This window comes from Streptomyces sp. NPDC004629 (assembly GCF_042873595.1).
Classification (GTDB): domain Bacteria; phylum Actinomycetota; class Actinomycetes; order Streptomycetales; family Streptomycetaceae; genus Streptomyces.
Genome location: NZ_JBIALO010000018.1, coordinates 145,690 through 162,672 on the forward strand (window position 1 = coordinate 145,690; position 16,983 = coordinate 162,672).

At 72.6% G+C, this 16,983-nt stretch carries 13 protein-coding genes; 7 read left to right on the plus strand and 6 right to left on the minus strand.

What is annotated here, in order from left to right; genetic code table 11:
• Nucleotides 1-414: 414 nt before the first annotated feature.
• On the minus strand, nucleotides 415-1,521 hold the full coding sequence (cobT, locus tag ACFYTE_RS26515; RefSeq protein WP_388715217.1) for a nicotinate-nucleotide--dimethylbenzimidazole phosphoribosyltransferase: 1,107 nt from the start codon (nucleotides 1,519-1,521) through the stop codon (nucleotides 415-417).
• A gap of 747 nt (nucleotides 1,522-2,268) precedes the next feature.
• Here cobT and ACFYTE_RS26520 point away from each other — a divergent pair.
• Nucleotides 2,269-3,291: a class I SAM-dependent methyltransferase gene (locus ACFYTE_RS26520; protein WP_388715219.1), complete on the plus strand. Its 1,023-nt coding sequence runs from the start codon at nucleotides 2,269-2,271 to the stop codon at nucleotides 3,289-3,291.
• A 355-nt stretch (nucleotides 3,292-3,646) separates the two neighbouring features.
• On the opposite strand, the gene ACFYTE_RS26525 is transcribed toward ACFYTE_RS26520, so the two are convergent.
• Nucleotides 3,647-4,885: a bifunctional adenosylcobinamide kinase/adenosylcobinamide-phosphate guanylyltransferase gene (locus tag ACFYTE_RS26525; protein ID WP_388715222.1), complete on the minus strand. Its 1,239-nt coding sequence runs from the start codon at nucleotides 4,883-4,885 to the stop codon at nucleotides 3,647-3,649.
• Between the two features lie 116 nt (nucleotides 4,886-5,001).
• Here ACFYTE_RS26525 and ACFYTE_RS26530 point away from each other — a divergent pair, with 116 nt between their 5' ends.
• Nucleotides 5,002-5,214: a hypothetical protein gene (locus tag ACFYTE_RS26530; RefSeq protein ID WP_351728400.1), complete on the plus strand. Its 213-nt coding sequence runs from the start codon at nucleotides 5,002-5,004 to the stop codon at nucleotides 5,212-5,214.
• A gap of 77 nt (nucleotides 5,215-5,291) precedes the next feature.
• On the opposite strand, the gene ACFYTE_RS26535 is transcribed toward ACFYTE_RS26530, so the two are convergent.
• From ACFYTE_RS26535 to ACFYTE_RS26545, 3 genes are all read right to left on the minus strand, one after another.
• The gene (locus ACFYTE_RS26535) at nucleotides 5,292-6,362 is read right to left on the minus strand and encodes a S1C family serine protease (RefSeq protein ID WP_388715225.1); all 1,071 of its coding nucleotides are present in this window, start codon (nucleotides 6,360-6,362) and stop codon (nucleotides 5,292-5,294) included.
• A gap of 488 nt (nucleotides 6,363-6,850) precedes the next feature.
• The gene (locus tag ACFYTE_RS26540) at nucleotides 6,851-7,606 is read right to left on the minus strand and encodes a class I SAM-dependent methyltransferase (RefSeq protein WP_388715228.1); all 756 of its coding nucleotides are present in this window, start codon (nucleotides 7,604-7,606) and stop codon (nucleotides 6,851-6,853) included.
• 80 nt (nucleotides 7,607-7,686) lie between these two features.
• On the minus strand, nucleotides 7,687-8,325 hold the full coding sequence (locus ACFYTE_RS26545) for a DUF3043 domain-containing protein (protein ID WP_388715299.1): 639 nt from the start codon (nucleotides 8,323-8,325) through the stop codon (nucleotides 7,687-7,689).
• Between the two features lie 259 nt (nucleotides 8,326-8,584).
• Between ACFYTE_RS26545 and ACFYTE_RS26550 the strand changes: the two genes are divergently transcribed.
• From ACFYTE_RS26550 to ACFYTE_RS26570, 5 genes are all read left to right on the plus strand, one after another.
• Entirely contained in the window at nucleotides 8,585-9,379 is a 795-nt protein-coding gene (locus ACFYTE_RS26550; protein ID WP_388715231.1) for a PspA/IM30 family protein, read from the plus strand.
• A 42-nt stretch (nucleotides 9,380-9,421) separates the two neighbouring features.
• Nucleotides 9,422-9,700: a hypothetical protein gene (locus ACFYTE_RS26555; protein ID WP_388715302.1), complete on the plus strand. Its 279-nt coding sequence runs from the start codon at nucleotides 9,422-9,424 to the stop codon at nucleotides 9,698-9,700.
• A gap of 483 nt (nucleotides 9,701-10,183) precedes the next feature.
• Nucleotides 10,184-11,401, plus strand: a complete 1,218-nt coding sequence (locus ACFYTE_RS26560) for a sensor histidine kinase (protein WP_388715233.1) — start codon at nucleotides 10,184-10,186, stop codon at nucleotides 11,399-11,401.
• Nucleotides 11,398-12,081 carry a response regulator gene (locus ACFYTE_RS26565; protein WP_388715236.1) on the plus strand — a complete coding sequence of 228 codons (684 nt, stop codon included), beginning with the start codon at nucleotides 11,398-11,400 and terminating at the stop codon, nucleotides 12,079-12,081. Before ACFYTE_RS26560 ends, ACFYTE_RS26565 begins: the two co-directional genes overlap by 4 nt.
• A gap of 147 nt (nucleotides 12,082-12,228) precedes the next feature.
• A complete protein-coding gene (locus ACFYTE_RS26570; protein ID WP_388715238.1) occupies nucleotides 12,229-15,324 on the plus strand; it encodes an efflux RND transporter permease subunit in 3,096 nt (1,031 codons plus the stop codon).
• 323 nt (nucleotides 15,325-15,647) lie between these two features.
• Here ACFYTE_RS26570 and nadA read toward each other — a convergent pair whose 3' ends face one another.
• Nucleotides 15,648-16,832 carry a quinolinate synthase NadA gene (gene nadA, locus ACFYTE_RS26575; RefSeq protein WP_388715241.1) on the minus strand — a complete coding sequence of 395 codons (1,185 nt, stop codon included), beginning with the start codon at nucleotides 16,830-16,832 and terminating at the stop codon, nucleotides 15,648-15,650.
• Between the last annotated feature and the right edge of the window lie 151 nt (nucleotides 16,833-16,983).

Here is a 16,983-nt window from a genome sequence, read left to right on the forward strand (position 1 = left end):
CGGTTGCCGGGCAGCCGCGTCGCGGTCGACGGACCCGGACAGCCCCGTGCACCGTGCCAACGGGCCGGTGGTCGACTGTCGGGCCGGTAGCACCGCCCGGGGCGGTAGCGCGCTTGGGCGCGGCCGGTGGTGTGAGCCGCCCGCTCCCGCTGACGCTCGGCTTCCAGGCGCGGTGGGGGCGGGCCGGTTGCCGGGCAGCCGCGTCGCGGTCGACGGACCCGGACAGCCCCGCGCACCGTGCCAACGGGCCGGTGGCGTGAGTCGCCCGGTGCCGCGCCGGTCCGTATCCGCGTCCGTCTGCTTTCGCCGGAGTCCGCCGCTTCTCGGCCGTCGGTTCCGTCGGGGTCGGTTCTCCGGCAGTGCGTCGCTGGCGTCGGGGCCCGGCTTCCGTCCGTGTCCGGCTTCTGGCGGGTGTCACTCCTCCGTCGGGGGCTGCTGCTCCGGCCGGTCCTCGTCGGGTTCCGCCGGCTCGTCCGCCGGCTTCTCGGGGAGTTCCGCGGCCAGCGCTGCCGCCGCCTGGACCAGGGGCAGGGCCAGGAGCGCCCCGGCTCCCTCGCCGACCGTGACCCCCTGCTTCAGCAGCGGTTCCAGTGCCATCCGGTCCAGCGCCTTCGCCTGCCCCGGCTCCCCGCTGTCGTGCCCGGCCAGCCACCAGTCCGGCGCCCGGAAGGCGATCCGCTGCCCGACCAGCGCGCACGCGGCCGCCACGACCCCGTCCAGGATCACCGGCAGCTTCCGCACCGCGCACTGCAACAGGAACCCGGTCATCGCCGCGAGATCGGCCCCGCCCACGGTCGCCAGCAACTGCAACTGGTCCCCGAGCACCGGCCGCGCACGCCGCAGCGCGTCCCGGATCGCGGCGCACTTGCGCATCCAGGCGAGGTCGTCGATGGCCAGGCCGCCCCGCCCGGTCACCACGGACGCGTCGGTCCCGCACAGCGCGGCGACGAGCACGGCCGCCGCGGTGGTCCCGCCCACGCTCACATCGCCGAGCACCACCACGTCCGTACCGGAGTCGGCCTCCTCGTCGGCCACCGCGATCCCCGCGCGGAAGGCGGCCTCGGCCTCCTCCGGGGTCAGCGCGTCCTCGATGTCGATCCGGCCGCTGCCGCGCCGCACCCGGTGCTGTACGACGTCCTTCGGGAAGGCATCCGGCGCGCAGTCCAGTGCCATGTCCACGACCCGCACCGGCACCCCGAGCCGCCGGGCGAGCACCGACGCCGGGCTGCCGCCCTCCAGGACCGCGCGCACCAGTTCCCCGGCGCTGCCCGCGGGGCGCGCGGAGACCCCGAGTCCGGCGATTCCGTGGTCGCCGGCGAAGAGCACGACCCGCGGCCGTTCGACCGGCCGTACCGGTACGGCGCCCTGCGCGGCGGACAGCCACTCACCCAGGTCGTCGAGGCGCCCGAGGGACCCGGGCGGCACGATCAGACGTTCCCGGCGGGCCTCTGCGTCACGGCGCACACCGCCGTCCGGGCGCTCGATCAGATCCGTGAAGTCGTCGAGATTCAGCGAGCTCATTCGCCGAACAGTACCGGCACCGAACGAACGGTTCCGCGTCGGTTCCGCGCCACGTGGGCACCGCATCCGCGCAGCGTCTTTGCACCCAAGATCGCTATCCCATACGTTCCGTTTTGCAGCGGATTGTCGTACAGGGAGGCGCTGATGCAGCCGGAGCCGTCCATGCAGCCCGAGCCACCCGCCCCGGCGGAACCGGCGACACCGGCCGCACCGGCCACGAACACCGAGCCTCCCCCGCAGACCGAGCCTCCCGCGCACGCCGGGTCTTCCGTGCAGGCCGGGCCTTCCGCGCACGCCGGATCCTCCGCACAGAGCGAGGCTTCCGCGCACGCCAGGCCTCCCGCGCACGCCGGGTCTTCTGTGCAGGGCGGGCCTTCCGCGCACGCCGGGTCTTCCGCGCACGCCAGGCCTCCCGTGCAGGCCGAGGCTTCCCGGCAGACCGGGCCTTCGGCGCAGGGCGGGTCTTCCGTGCAAGCCGAGCCCTCCACGCAGGGCAGGCCTTCCGCGCACGCCAGGCCTCCCGCGCACGCCGGGTCTTCTGTGCAGGGCGGGCCTTCCGCGCACGCCGGGTCTTCCGCGCAGGCCGGGTCTTCCGCGCACGCCAGGCCTCCCGTGCAGGCCGAGGCTTCCGCGCAGACCGGGCCTTCGACGCAGGGCGGGTCTTCCGCGCACGCCGGGCCTTCCGCGCACGCTGGATCCTCCGCACAGACCGAGGCTTCCGCGCAGGCCGGGTCTTTCCTGCGAACCGTGCCCCCCACATCTCCGCCGGAGCCCGCGTCTGCGCCGGAGTCCGCCCCTCCGTCGGAGACGCCCGCGCCCCGTACCACCGCACCCTTCCACGATCCGCGCCGCCCGGACTGCCCCTGGTGCGGCTCGCGGCGCCTGCGCACCCGGCTCCGCGCGCCCGACCTGCGCCACCGAGCCCCGGGCGTCTTCGTCGTCGAGGAATGTCACGACTGCGCCCACGTCTTCCAGAACCCGCGCCTGACCCCGCAGGGACTGGCCTTCCATCAGCGGGAGTTCGACGACGCGCACGTGCGGCCGCTCGTGGACCGCGTGCGCTCGGCCCGCCGCCACCGCGCCGCGGCCCAGGCACTGCTTCGCTGCCCCGGCTTCCCCGAACCGGAGAGCTGGCTGGACGTCGGCACCGGCCACGCCCGCTTCCCGGAAACCGCCCGCGGCCTGTTCCCCTACACGTCGTTCGACGGCCTCGACACCACCCCGCGGGTGCTCCGGGCCCGCGCGGCGGGCCGGATCGAGGAGGCGTACGTCGGCCGGCTGGCCGATCCGCACCTCACCGATCGCCTGCGCGCCCGCTACGACGTGGTCAGCCTGTTCCACCACCTGGAGCACACGCCCGACCCCCGTGACGAACTCCGTGCCGCCCTGACCGTCCTGCGCCCCGGCGGCCACCTCATCCTCGAAGTCCCGGACCCGGCCAGCGCGTTCGCCGCCCTGCTCGGCAAGTGGTGGCTCCCGCACGGCCAGCCCCGCCACGCCCACCTGGTGCCGCTGGACAACCTCCGTGCGGAACTTCGGGCCCGGGGCTGCACGATCGTCGCGACCGACCGCCGCGCCGCGCACACCCCCTACGACCTGTCCGCCGCCCTGACCCTCGCCCTCGCCAACACCCTGCCCGGACGCCTGCTCCGGGCGACCGGCCCGCTGGTGGCCGCGGCGATCGCCCTGGACCGCGGCCTGGCCCCGCTGCTGCGTCGCACCCGCTTCTCGAACGCGTACCGCGTCATCGCCCGCAAGGAAACCGACTGACCGGGCCGCGCACCCGGCCGAAGCCGCGCAGCACCCGGCCGCAGCCGCGCATCCGGCCTCAGCCGTGCAGCACCCGGCCGCAGCCGTGCATCCGGCCTCAGCCGTGCAGCACCCGGCCGCAGCCGTGCATCCGGCCTCAGCTGTGCACCATCCGGCCTCAGCCGCGCATCCGGCCGAAGCCGCGCAGCATCCGGCCGAAGCCGCGCAGCATCCGGCCTCAGCCGTGCAGCACCCGGCCGCAGCCGCGCATCCGGCCTCAGCCGTGCAGCACCCGGCCGCAGCCGCGCACAGGGCCGCAGCCGTGCACCATCCGGCCTCAGCCGCACGCCCGGCCTCAGCTGCGCAGCACCCCGCCTCAGCCGTGCAGCACCCGGCCGAAGCCGCGCAGCACCAGCGTCTGGCCGGCCACCACCAGCAGCACCTGCTCGCACTCGCCCGCGAACGCCGCGTTCAGCCGGCCCAGTTCGTCCCGGTAGCGGCGCCCGGACGCCGTCGCGGGCACGATCCCGGACCCCACCTCGTTGGACACGGCGACGAGAGTGCGCCGCGTGGCCCGCACCGCCGCCGTCAGCTCCCGTACCCGCTCCCGCAGGGCCCGCTCCCCGCCGGATGCCCACTCGGCGTCGTCCCACGCACCGACCGCGTCCATCGCGTCGGTCAGCCACAGCGACAGACAGTCGATCAGCAGCGGCGGGCCGTCCTTCGCGAGCAGCGGCACGAGATCGCAGGTCTCCGTCGTACGCCAGGACCCGGGGCGCCGCTCCCGGTGCGCCGCCACCCGGGCCGCCCACTCGGTGTCCCCGTTGCGGGAGCCGCCCGTGGCCACGTACAGCACGTCCGGGAAGGACTCCAGCCGCTGCTCGGCCTCCACCGACTTCCCGGAGCGCGCCCCGCCCAGGACCAGCGTCCGGCGCGGCACGCCCGGCCCCGCCGATACGTCCTCGGGTCCCCCCACCGTCAGCGTCGTCCCGTCCGGCACCGCGCGGGCGCCCGCCGCGGCCAGTCGCCGCCGCGCCTCGGCGCCCGGCGGCACGTCGTGGTCCAGGTGCACGGCGACCACGTCCGTCGTCGGTCCCACCGCGCCCACCGCACGCAGCCTGGCCAGCGCGTCCGGCCGCCCCACGACGTCCCCGAACACCAGGTCGTACGCCCCGGCGGACTCCGCGCCCCGCGCGAGCCCCGCCGGGGCACTGCCCGGCGGCAGATACAGCAGCCGCTGGCCGCCCGGTCCGGTCACCGCGTACCCGGTGCCGCCCGCGTCCATCGCCAGCGCCCGCACCCGATGCCCCGTCAGCAGCGTCAACTCCCGTCCGTCCGGCACCCGTACGGGCTGCGGCAGCCCGGCCGGCACCTCCACCGCGGGCCCGTCGTGCGGATGCGACAGCAGGACCTGCCGTACGCCGCCGAGCGCATGCCCCGCCCGCGCGGCGGCCAATGCCACGCCCGGCGTCAGGTCGAGCAGCAGCACGCCGTCCACGAGCACCGCGGTGGCCGCCCGCGCGTCGTCGCCGAGCGCGGTCGCACACGCCGCGCAGGGGCAGTCGGGGCGGGGCAGCCCCGCCGGGGCTCCGGTACCGAGCACAGTCACGTCCACGGACCGATTTTCACCTGTCGCCGCAGGTCTCGCGCATCCGACTAGGCTGCGGGCAGGAGCCGGACCAGGATCCGGCTCCCGCTCTGCTCTGCATGTGCTGACATCAGGAGGCGTACATGGCGGCATGGACGTGGCGGTTCGAGAAGGCCGACGGGACGGAGGTCCAGCCGGCGGTGCAGCCCGAGGAGTTCACCACGCAGGGTGACGCCGAGTCCTGGATCGGCGAGCACTGGAAGGACCTGCTCGCGGGCGGCGCCGACCAGGTGTGGCTGTTCGAGGACGGCACGGAGATCTACGGGCCGATGAGCCTGCACGCCGCCGACGCGTAGCCGGCCCCGGCGGGGGGTGGCCGCATGGGCGGCCACCCCGTATGCACCGTTCGCCCGGCGTCGCGGTCCCCGTCCGCTCACTGTTCGCTCAGCGTCACGTTCACCGTCTGCTCGGTGCCGTCACGGGTGAACGTCACCGTCGTCCGCTGCCCCGGCCGGTTCGCCGCCAGCGCCTCGGAGAGCGAGGTGATCGTGGTGATGACGGTGTCGCCGAGCCGGGTGATCACGTCCCCCGGCCGGATACCCGCCTGGTCGGCGGCGCCCCCGCCGGTCACCTCGACCACGGCGACCCCGGCGGGCCGGAAGGAGTCGTCGACGACGTCCCGCGCGGTGATGCCGAGCGCCGCCCGTCCCGAGTCGGTGACCCGGCCCTGCTTGACGATCTGGTCGGCGACCGTCTTCACCATCGACGCCGGGATGGCGAACCCGATGCCAGGCGCCGCGCTGCCCCCGAGGGCGGGGTCGGCGGCGGCGAGCGTCGGAATGCCGATGACCTGCCCGTCGAGGTTGACCAGCGCGCCACCGCTGTTGCCCGGGTTGATCGCCGCCGACGTCTGCACCATGTTCGCGATGGTGGCCCCCGTGCCGCCGCCCGAGTCGCCCTCGCTGACGGTCCGTCCAGTCGCCGACACGATGCCCTGCGTCACGCTGGACGACAGCCCGAGCGGCGAGCCCATGGCGAGCACGATCTGCCCGACCTCCACCTTGTCGGAGTCCCCGAACCGCGCCGCCCTCAGCCCTTCGGGTACCTGGTCCAGCTTGACGACCGCGAGGTCCTGCTCCGGGTAGGAGTAGACGAGCCGGGCGGTCAGCGGCGACTCGCTGTTGGCGATGGTCACCCGGAAGGTCTTCTCGGTGCCCACCACGTGCGCGTTGGTGACGATGTGCCCGTTGTCGTCGTACACCACCCCCGAACCCAGGTCCCGGCTGCCCCGGATCTGCACCACCGACGGCAGTACGTCCTTGATCACCCGCTGGTAGTCGCTCTGCAGGCTGTCGCCGTTCAGCGGGACCGCGGCCGGCGCGGTGGTCGCGGCCTGCTCGGCCCGCGGATCGGAGTCGGTGCACCCGGTGACGAGCACGGCGGAACACACGAGCGCGGCGAGGAGGGCGACGGCCCGCGAGGCAGCGGTACGGGAAGCGTCCATGTCCCGAGTCTCACCGCGGGGCAAGGCCACGGGCCCGCGGAGTACGGCCGAACGGGGCGGGTGTTTTTTGGCCCGTGGGTGGGTTGGCCCTGGGGCGTGATGGTGAAGTGCCGTGGGCTGTGGGCCTCTGCGTCGTGGGGGTGCGGGTGATCTGGCCTGTGCGGGTGAGTTGTGGCTTGTCGCGCAGTTCCCCGCGCCCCTAGGTCGGCTGGCCCTGGGGCGTGTTCGCAGAGGCCCCGTTGGTTGTGGGGCGTCTGCGTCGTGGGGGTGGGGGTGGTGTGGGCTGTGCGGGTGTGTTGTGGCTTGTCGCGCAGTTCCCCGCGCCCCTGGGTCGGCTGGCCCTGGGGCGTGTTCGCAGAGGCCCCGTTGGTTGTGGGGCGTCTGCGTCGTGGGGTGCGGGTGGTCTGGGCTGTGCGGGTGGGTTGTGGCTTGTCGCGCAGTTCCCCGCGCCCCTGGGTGGGCTGGGCCTGGCGAGTGTTTCCGGGTCGTCAGCCTCTTACGCCGCACAGGTGCAGCAGTGCCGCCACCCCGCGGTACGGGTCCGTGCGGCCGGCCCGCTCCTCGGCGGCGAGCAGTACCCCCGGAACCGCCTCCGGGTCCGTGTCCGCCGTGGGCGTCGCGTCCGTGTCCGTCGCCGTGTCGATGAAGACCCCGACCCCGTACCAGGCGTGCAGCGGCGCCCCGATCCCGGCCAGCGTCGCCGTCAGCGCGGTCAGCCGGTCGGCCCGTACCTCCGGGCCCGGCCGGTCCGCGGCCCCCGTGTCCGCGTCCCCGCGGGACGGCGGCCGGGGCACGGCGTCGAACGCGGCGAGCGCCGCCGCCCAGTCCCCGGAGAGCCCCGGCCGCATCGCCTGCGCGTCCCCGTTGCGCACCACCAGCGACAGCAGACCGCCCGGCGCGAGCATCCGGGCCAGCCCCGCCAGCAGCGGGTCCGGCTCCTCGACATGCATCAGCACCTCGTGGCACAGCACCACATCGAAGCTGCCCGGCAGGAAGTGCACGCCCGTGTCCCGGCCGTCCCCCTGCACGATCCGCAGCCGCTCCCGGATCCCCTCGGGCTCCGCGGTCAGCGTCCTGCGGGCCGTCGAGATCATCGCCGGTTCCTGCTCGACACCGGTCACCTGATGGCCGGCCCGGGCCAGCCGCAGCGCCCGCGCCCCCCGCCCCATCCCCACGTCGAGCACCCGAAGCCGCTGCCCGACCGGGAACCGCCCGACTATCTGCTCGTCGAGCTGGCGAGCCACCAACTCCTGCCGTACGACATCACGCAGCCCGACCGAGCCCGGTCGGGCCTGCGTCGCGCCCTCAGGGAAAGAAGCTGCGCTCAGGGCCGCTCTCCACGCTTGACCTGGGGCTTCGGCAGCCGCAGCCGGCGCATCTGGAGGGAGCGCATCAGCGCGTAGGCGACGGCACCCCTGCGGTTCTGGTCGGGGAAACGCTCGCCGAGCCGCTTGCGCAGCCGGAAGCCGCTGAGGAGCGAGTCGAGCACGATCAGCACGATCACGACCAGCCACAGCAGCAGCGAGATGCTCTGCAGCGCGGGCACCCGCACCACGCTCAGCACCAGGATCACCACGGCCAGCGGCAGGAAGAACTCCGCGATGTTGAAACGCGAGTCCACCCAGTCCCGTGCGAACTTGCGGACGGGACCCTTGTCCCGGGCCGGCAGATAGCGCTCGTCACCGCCGGCCAGCGCCTGACGCTGCCGCTCCATCTGGGCACGGCGCTCGTCGCGCTGCCGCTTGGCGGCGTCCTTGCGCGTCATCGACGTATTGGCGACGCTGCGGCGCTGGGACTGCGCCTCACTCCGTTTCGGAGTGGGGCGGCCCTTGGGGGCCTGCGGGTCGCGGGGCTGCTTGGAGTCGGTCACCGTCGCCTTGGCGGCGGACGGGGCCTTCTCTTCCTTGGCACGGCTACGGAACACAAAACCCAAGGGTACGGGGTGGTGAGGAGTGGACCCCAGCCAGGCGGGGAACGATCCGGCAACACCAGTCGTCTGTAAGGGGACAGAGGGGACGTTGCGCACGGTTCATCCGGCGGTCACCCGGGAGGTCGCCAGGGGGGCCACCTACTCCCTACGCCGGACCGGGAGCGTACGCAGTCGTCCTTGGGGATGAGCGCATCCGTCTCCGAACAGTGCGGTAATGGAGGCAGGGCCCGTACTGTGGGTTCTGTCGCAGATCGGTGAGCTGGAGTCCGTCAGAAGGGGGCGCGCGAAGCCCATGAGCGGTGTCATGAAGCGTATGGGGATGATCTTCCGCGCGAAGGCGAACAAGGCCCTTGACCGGGCCGAGGACCCGCGCGAAACCCTCGATTACTCGTACCAGAAGCAGCTGGAGCTGCTCCAGAAGGTCCGCCGCGGCGTCGCCGACGTGGCGACCTCACGCAAGCGCCTGGAACTCCAGCTGAACCAGTTGCAGCAGCAGTCCTCCAAACTGGAGGACCAGGGCCGCAAGGCGCTCGCGCTGGGCCGTGAGGACCTGGCCCGCGAGGCGCTGTCCCGCCGCGCGGCGCTCCAGCAGCAGGTGACGGACCTTGAGACGCAGCACGCGACGCTCCAGGGCGAGGAGGAGAAGCTCACCCTGGCCGCGCAGCGCCTCCAGGCCAAGGTCGACGCCTTCCGCACCAAGAAGGAGACGATCAAGGCGACGTACACCGCGGCTCAGGCCCAGACCCGGATCGGCGAGGCCTTCACCGGCATCTCCGAGGAGATGGGCGACGTCGGCCTGGCCATCCAGCGCGCCGAGGACAAGACCGCCCAGCTCCAGGCGCGGGCCGGCGCCATCGACGAACTGCTGGCCTCCGGCGCCCTGGACGACCCCTCCGGCATGGCCAAGGACGACATCCAGGCCGAGCTGGACCGCCTCTCCGGTGGTACGGATGTGGAGCTGGAACTCCAGCGCATGAAGGCGGAGCTGGCCTCGGGCTCGCCCCAGCAGGCGATCGAGGGCGGTGAGGGTCAGCAGCAGCAGTCCCAGCAGCAGCCGCAGGACACTCCGCGCTTCGACAAGCAGTAGGGAAGCAGTAGAGCCGACGGCCTGGAGGGCGAGATGGCTGACATGATCGTACGGATCATGGGGGAGGGACAGGTGAGGCTGGCGGCCGGCCACCTCGCCGAGCTGAACAAGCTGGACGACGAACTCCTGGCCGAGATGGAGAACGGCGACGGCCCCGGCTTCCGCCGCACCCTCCAGGCCCTCCTCGCCAGGGTCCACGACCTGGGCGAACCGGTACCCGACGACTCCCTGGAACCGTCCGACCTCATCCTGCCGTCCCCCGACGCAACCCTGGAACAGGTCCGCGACCTCCTAAAAAACGACGGCCTAATCCCAGGCTGACCCCACCCAGGAGCACGGGGAGGGTGCTCTGCGATGACGCGCCGACGCCAGCCCACCCAGGGGCCCGGGGAACTACGCGCTCAGCCCCCCACACCGCACCCCGACGGCGCGCGCCCTTCACTGTCCCCCGGGCGGTCTGCGATTACGCGTCAGGGCCAGCCGACCCCGGGGGCGCGGGGAACTGCGCGCCAAGCCCCCACCCACCCGCACAGCCCACACCACCCGCACCCCGACGGCGCACGCCCCTCACCATCCCCCGGCCCGCCCGCGGTCACGCGCCGACGGCAGCCCACCCAGGGGCGCGGGGAACTGCGCGACAAGCCCCCACCCACCCGCACAGCCCACACCACCCGCACCCCGACGGCGCACAAGCCCACCATCCCCGGCCGGCCCGCGGTCACGCGCAGACCGCAGCCCACCCAGGGGCACGGGGAACCGCGCACCCAGCCAAAGCCCCGCACGGGCCCCCGTACCCTGCAACACGTGAGCACACTGCAACGCGCCCGGCGCCGGCTCACGGCGCACCCCTTCGCGCTGGACACGGCCATCGCGGCGGGCGCGCTGGTGTGCATGGTGGTCGGTTCCTTCGTCGCCCCCGGCGGAGAGCACGGCGTCAGCTGGGGCGTACGCACCCCCGACCCGTTCAGCCTCGTCCTGATGACCCTCGGCGCCGCCGCCCTCGTCTTCCGGCGCAGCGCCCCCAAGGCCGTCCTCGACGTCACCGGCACCGCCTCCCTCGTCGAGAGCATCACCGGAGATCCGCGCGCCCCGGTCGCGATGTGTGCCGTGATCGCGCTCTACACGGTCGCCGCGACCACCGACCGCGCCACCACCTGGCGCGTCGGCCTGCTCACCATGACCGTGCTGACGGGCGCGGCCATGCTGGCCGGCCCCCTGCCCTGGTACGCCCAGGAGAACCTGGCGATCATTGCCTGGACCGGCATCGGCGCCACCGCGGGCGACGCGGTCCGCAGCCGCCGTGCCGTGGTCCAGGCCATCCGGGAACGCGCCGATCGGGCCGAACGCACCCGGGAGGAGGAGGCCAGGCGCCGTGTCGCCGAGGAACGCCTGCGCATCGCCCGCGATCTGCACGATGTCGTCGCCCACCACATCGCCCTGGTCAACGTGCAGGCCGGGGTCGCGGCCCACGTCATGGACAAGCGCCCGGACCAGGCGAAGGAGGCCCTTGCCCATGTCCGGGAGGCCAGCCGGTCCGCGCTCAACGAACTCCGCGCCACCGTCGGCCTGTTGCGCCAGACCGGCGACCCGGAGGCCCCCACGGAACCCGCCCCCGGCCTCAGCGGCCTCGATGAACTCGCCGGCACCTTCCGCAACGCCGGCCTCCCGGTCGAGGTCGCCCACGCCGACCAGGGCGAGGCCCTGCCGGCCGCCGTCGACCTGGCCGCCTACCGGATCATCCAGGAGGCCCTGACGAACGTGCAGAAGCATGCGGGCCGGGACGCCAGGGCCGAGGTCAGCGTCGTACGGGTGGGCCCGCTCGTCGAGGTGACCGTCCTCGACGACGGCACGGCGGTGAACGGTGCCACGGCCGGCGGCGGGCACGGGCTGCTCGGCATGCGGGAGCGGGTCACCGCCCTCGGCGGCAGCCTCACCACCGGCCCCCGGTACGGAGGCGGCTTCCGCGTCCATGCGATCCTGCCCGTCAAGACCCGCACCGCCGCCACGGGGGAGCCCGCATGACGATCCGTGTCCTGCTCGCCGACGACCAGGCACTGCTGCGCAGCGCCTTCCGTGTGCTCGTCGACTCCGAGCCGGACATGGAGGTGGTGGGGGAGGCGTCCGACGGCGCGGAAGCGGTGCGGCTGACCCGGGAACAGCGGACGGACGTCGTCCTCATGGACATCCGGATGCCCGGCACCGACGGACTTCAGGCCACCCGTCTGATCAGCGCGGATCCCACCCTGGCCCATGTCCGCGTGGTCATCCTGACCACCTTCGAGGTCGACGACTACGTGGTGCAGGCGCTGCGCGCGGGCGCCTCCGGATTCCTCGGCAAGGGCTCCGAACCGGAGGAACTCCTCGCCGCGATCCGCGTCGCGGCCGGCGGCGAGGCGCTGCTGTCCCCGACGGCCACCAAGGGCCTGATCGCCCGCTTCCTCGCCCAGGGCGACGCGGCGGACGACGGCCGCGACCCCGCACGCTCGGACCGGCTGGACGCGCTCACCGGACGGGAGCGCGAGGTCCTGGTCCAGGTCGCCGGCGGCCACTCCAACGACGAGATAGCCGAGCGTCTTGAGGTCAGCCCGCTGACCGTGAAGACCCATGTGAACCGGGCCATGGCCAAGCTCGGTGCGCGGGACCGCGCCCAGCTGGTGGTCATCGCCTACGAGTCGGGGTTGGTACGTCCAAGGATGGACTGACCTCCACCCGGGCGTACTGCGCCCGGAGTAGGTCCCGGATAAGGAAATGGACCTGGGGGCGACGGATCGGCCCTCGTGCATGGACCAGGGTGGTGACGTGGGCGCTCACACGCCCTTCTGCCGCTCACAGAAGAGAGACCCTGACCCATGTCCTGGCTGTCCAGATTCAGCCTCGCGCAACGGGCCCTGATCGGGCTGATGTCCATCATCGCGATCGTCTTCGGGGCGATCGCGATACCGCAGATCAAGCAGCAGCTGCTGCCCACCATCGAGCTGCCGATGGTGTCGGTCCTCGCGCCCTACCAGGGCGCGTCCCCCGACGTCGTCGAGAAGCAGGTCGTCGAACCCCTCGAAGACAACCTCGAAGCCGTCGACGGGATCACCGGCGTCACCTCCACGGCCAGCGAGGGCAGCGCCGTGATCATGGCGTCCTTCGACTACGGCAACGACACCAAGCGGCTTGTCACCGATGTCCAGCAGGCCGTCAACCGGGCCCGCGCCCAACTCCCGGACGACGTCGACCCACAGGTCATCTCCGGGTCCACGGACGACATCCCGACCGTGGTGCTCGCCGTCACCTCGGACAAGGACCAGCAGGCCCTCGCCGACCAGCTCGACAAGACGGTCGTCCCGGACCTGAAGGGCATCGACGGCGTCGGCCGGGTCCAGGTCGACGGCGTACGGGACCTCCAGGTCACCGTGACCCCCGACGACGCGAAGCTGGCCAAGGCGGGCCTCACCCCCGCCGCGCTCGTCCCGGCGCTCCAGGCGGGCGGCGCCACCGTCCCGGCCGGCTCCTTCGACGAGGGCGGCGCCAACCGCACCGTCCAGGTCGGCGGCGGCCTCACCTCGCTCGCGCAGATCCGGGACCTGAGGGTCACCGGTGAGGGCGGCGGCAAGCCGGTCCGCCTCGGCGACGTGGCCACGGTCAAGGAGCAGCCGGCCCCGGCCGACTCCATCACCCGCACCGACGGCCGGCCGAGCCTCGCCGTGAACGTCACCATGGACCACGACGGCAGCGCGGTCTCCATCTCGAACGCGGTCAAGGACAAGCTGCCCGAGCTGCGCAAGGACCTCGGTTCCGGTACGGACATCACGGTCGTCAGCGACCAGGGCCCGGCGGTCTCGAAGTCCATCAAGGGCCTGACCACCGAGGGCGCCCTGGGCCTGCTCTTCGCGGTCCTCGTCATCCTGGTGTTCCTGGCGTCGGTGCGCTCGACGCTGGTGACGGCGGTGAGCATCCCGCTCTCGGTCGTCCTCGCCCTGATCGTCCTGTGGACGCGTGACCTGTCCCTGAACATGCTCACGTTGGGCGCGCTGACCATCGCGATCGGCCGGGTCGTCGACGACTCGATCGTCGTCCTGGAGAACATCAAGCGGCACCTCGGCTACGGCGAGGAGCGCCAGGCGGCGATCCTGGGCGCCGTCCGCGAGGTGGCCGGCGCGGTCACCTCCTCGACCCTCACCACGGTCGCCGTCTTCCTGCCGATCGGCCTGGTCGGCGGCATGGTGGGCGCCCTGTTCGGCTCGTTCAGCCTCACCGTGACGGCCGCGCTGCTGGCGTCCCTGCTGGTGTCGCTGACGGTCGTCCCGGTCCTGTCGTACTGGTTCCTGCGCGCGCCGAAGGGCACTCCCGAGGACGCGGAGGAGGCCCGCAGGCAGGCCGAGGAGAAGGAGGCGAACAGCCGCCTCCAGCGCTTCTACGTCCCGGTGCTGCGGTTCGCCACGCGCCGCCGCATCACCAGCGTCGTGATCGCCGTGGTGGTGCTGCTCGCCACCTTCGGCATGGCCCCGTTGCTGAAGACGAACTTCTTCGACCAGGGCGAGCAGCAGGTCCTCAGCATCAAGCAGGAGCTGAAGCCCGGCACCAGCCTGGCGGCCACCGACGAGCAGGCCCGCCGGGTGGAGAAGCTGCTCGGCGACACCAAGGGCATCAAGGACTACCAGGTCACGATCGGCTCGTCCGGCTTCATGGCGGCCTTCGGCGGCGGCACCGACACCAACCAGGCGTCGTACCAGGTGATGCTGGAGGACTCCGCGTCCTACGACGATGTGCAGACGCACATCGAGGACGGCCTGGCCGAGCTGAAGGGCATCGGTACCACCACGGTCTCCGCCGGTGACGGCTTCGGCAGCCAGGACCTCAGCGTCGTCGTGAAGGCGGCCGACGGGGACGCGCTGGGCGCGGCGGCGGAGCAGGTACGCAAGACCGTGGCCGGGCTCGACCACGTCACCGACGTGACCAGCGACCTGGCGCAGAGCGTGCCGCGCATCTCGGTCAAGGCGAACGCGAAGGCGGCCGCCGCGGGCTTCAACGACCAGACGCTGGGCGCCGCGGTGGCCCAGGCGGTCAAGGGCACGACGGCCGGGAAGGCGACCCTGGACGACACCGAGCGCGACATCGTGGTCAGGTCGGCCGAGCCGGCCGAGACGCTGGCGCAGCTGCGCGCGCTGAACCTGGGCGCGGTGAAGCTCGGCGACATCGCGGCGGTGAAGCTGGTGGACGGCCCGGTGTCGATGACCCGGATCGACGGCCAGCGCGCGGCGACCATCACGGCGCGGCCGACGGGTGACAACACCGGTGCGGTGAGCACCAAGCTCCAGTCCGAGATCGACGCGCTGAAGCTCCCGGCGGGGGCGACGGCGGAGATCGGCGGCGTCAGCTCCGACCAGGACAGCGCGTTCAAGAACCTGGGTCTGGCGATGCTCGCGGCGATCGCGATCGTCTTCATGCTGCTGGTGGCGACGTTCCGGTCGCTGGCCCAGCCGCTGATCCTGCTGGTGTCCATCCCGTTCGCGGCGACCGGCGCGCTCGGTCTGCTCATCGTCACCGGTACGCCGATGGGCGTGCCCGCGATGATCGGCATGCTGATGCTGATCGGCATCGTGGTGACGAACGCGATCGTGCTGATCGACCTGATCAACCAGTACCGGCGCCAGGGGTACGGCGTCGTCGAGGCCGTGGTGGAGGGTGGCCGGCACCGGCTGCGCCCGATCCTGATGACGGCCCTGGCGACGATCTTCGCCCTGCTGCCGATGGCGCTCGGCGTCACCGGCGAGGGCGGCTTCATCGCCCAGCCGCTCGCGGTGGTGGTGATCGGCGGTCTGATCACGTCGACGCTGCTGACGCTGCTGCTGGTCCCGACGCTGTACGCGATGCTCGAACTCCGCAAGGAGCGCCGCGCGAAGAAGCGCGCGGCGAAGCGTGCAGCACCGGAGGTACGGGAACCGGTGGGCGTCTGACCCCGCGGGGGTGCAGCGCCTAGGTCGGGTGCGGGACCAGCCGCTACGCGGCGGTTGGTCCCCACCCACAAAACACACACCGAGCCCTTCACCATCACGCCTCAGGCCCAGCCAACCCAGGGGCGCGGGGAACTGCGCGCTCAGCCCCAACCCACCCGCACAGGCCAGTCTCCCCGCACCCCCACGGCGCCAAGGCCCCACACCCAACGCCACGTCTGCGATCACGCGCCAGGCGCAGCCCACCCAGGGGCGCGGGGAACTGCGCGACAAGCCACAACCCACCCGCACAGAACAGCCCCCCGCACCCCCACGGCGCCCCCCGCCTAGGGCAGCGCCAGCATCCGCTCCAACGCCAGCCGCGCGTACCGCTCCGTCTCCTCGTCGACCTCGATCCGGTTGACCAGGTTCCCCTCGGCCAGCGACTCCAGGGCCCACACGAGATGCGGCAGGTCGATGCGGTTCATGGTCGAGCAGAAGCACACCGTACGGTCCAGGAAGACAATCTCCTTGCCCTCCGGAGCGAAACGGTTCGCCAGCCGCCGTACAAGGTTCAGCTCCGTGCCGACGGCCCACTTGGACCCGGCGGGAGCGGCCTCAAGGGCCTTGATGATGTACTCGGTGGAGCCGACCTGATCCGCCGCGGCCACCACCTCGTGCCGGCACTCCGGGTGAACCAGCACATTGACCCCGGGTATCCGCTCCCGCACCTCGTTGACCGATTCCAGGCCGAAGCGCCCGTGCACGGAGCAGTGCCCCCGCCACAGGATCATCCGCGCGTCGCGCAGTTCCTCCGCCGTCAGCCCGCCGTTCGGCTTGTGCGGGTTGTAGACGACGCAGTCCTCCAGGGACATGCCCAGCTCCCGCACCGCGGTGTTGCGGCCGAGGTGCTGGTCGGGCAGGAAGAGCACCTTCTCGCCCTGCTGGAAGGCCCACTCCAGGGCCCGCCGCGCGTTCGACGACGTGCAGATCGTGCCGCCGTGCCGGCCGGTGAAGGCCTTGATGTCGGCGGAGGAGTTCATGTACGAGACGGGCACGACCCGCTCGGCGACCCCGGCCTCGGTGAGCACGTCCCAGCACTCCGCCACCTGTTCGGCGGTGGCCATGTCGGCCATCGAGCACCCGGCGGCGAGGTCGGGCAGGACGACCTTCTGGTCGGCGCCGGTCAGGATGTCGGCGGACTCCGCCATGAAGTGCACACCGCAGAAGACGATGTACTCGGCTTCCGGGCGGGCCGCCGCGTCCCGGGCCAGTTTGAAGGAGTCGCCCGTGACGTCGGCGAACTGGATGACCTCGTCGCGTTGGTAGTGGTGGCCGAGCACGAAGACCTTGTCCCCGAGCTTCTCCTTGGCCGCCCGTGCGCGCTCGACCAGGTCGGGGTCGGAGGGCGAGGGCAGCTCGCCGGGACACTCGACGCCGCGTTCGCTCTTCGGGTCGGCCTCACGGCCGAGGAGCAGCAGGGCAAGGGGACTCGGCTGTACGTCGAGATCCGGGGTCTGGGCGGTGGTCACGACACGCACCCTTTCTATTTTTCGTCAACCTGACGTTATCTATCATAACCGGTTCACGTCACTTTGACGATGGCGATAGCGTCCATGTGACGTGAATCCCGGCCGGGTCGCTCACGGGCCGCTGTCCGCGCGCACGGGCGTGTGCGAGCAT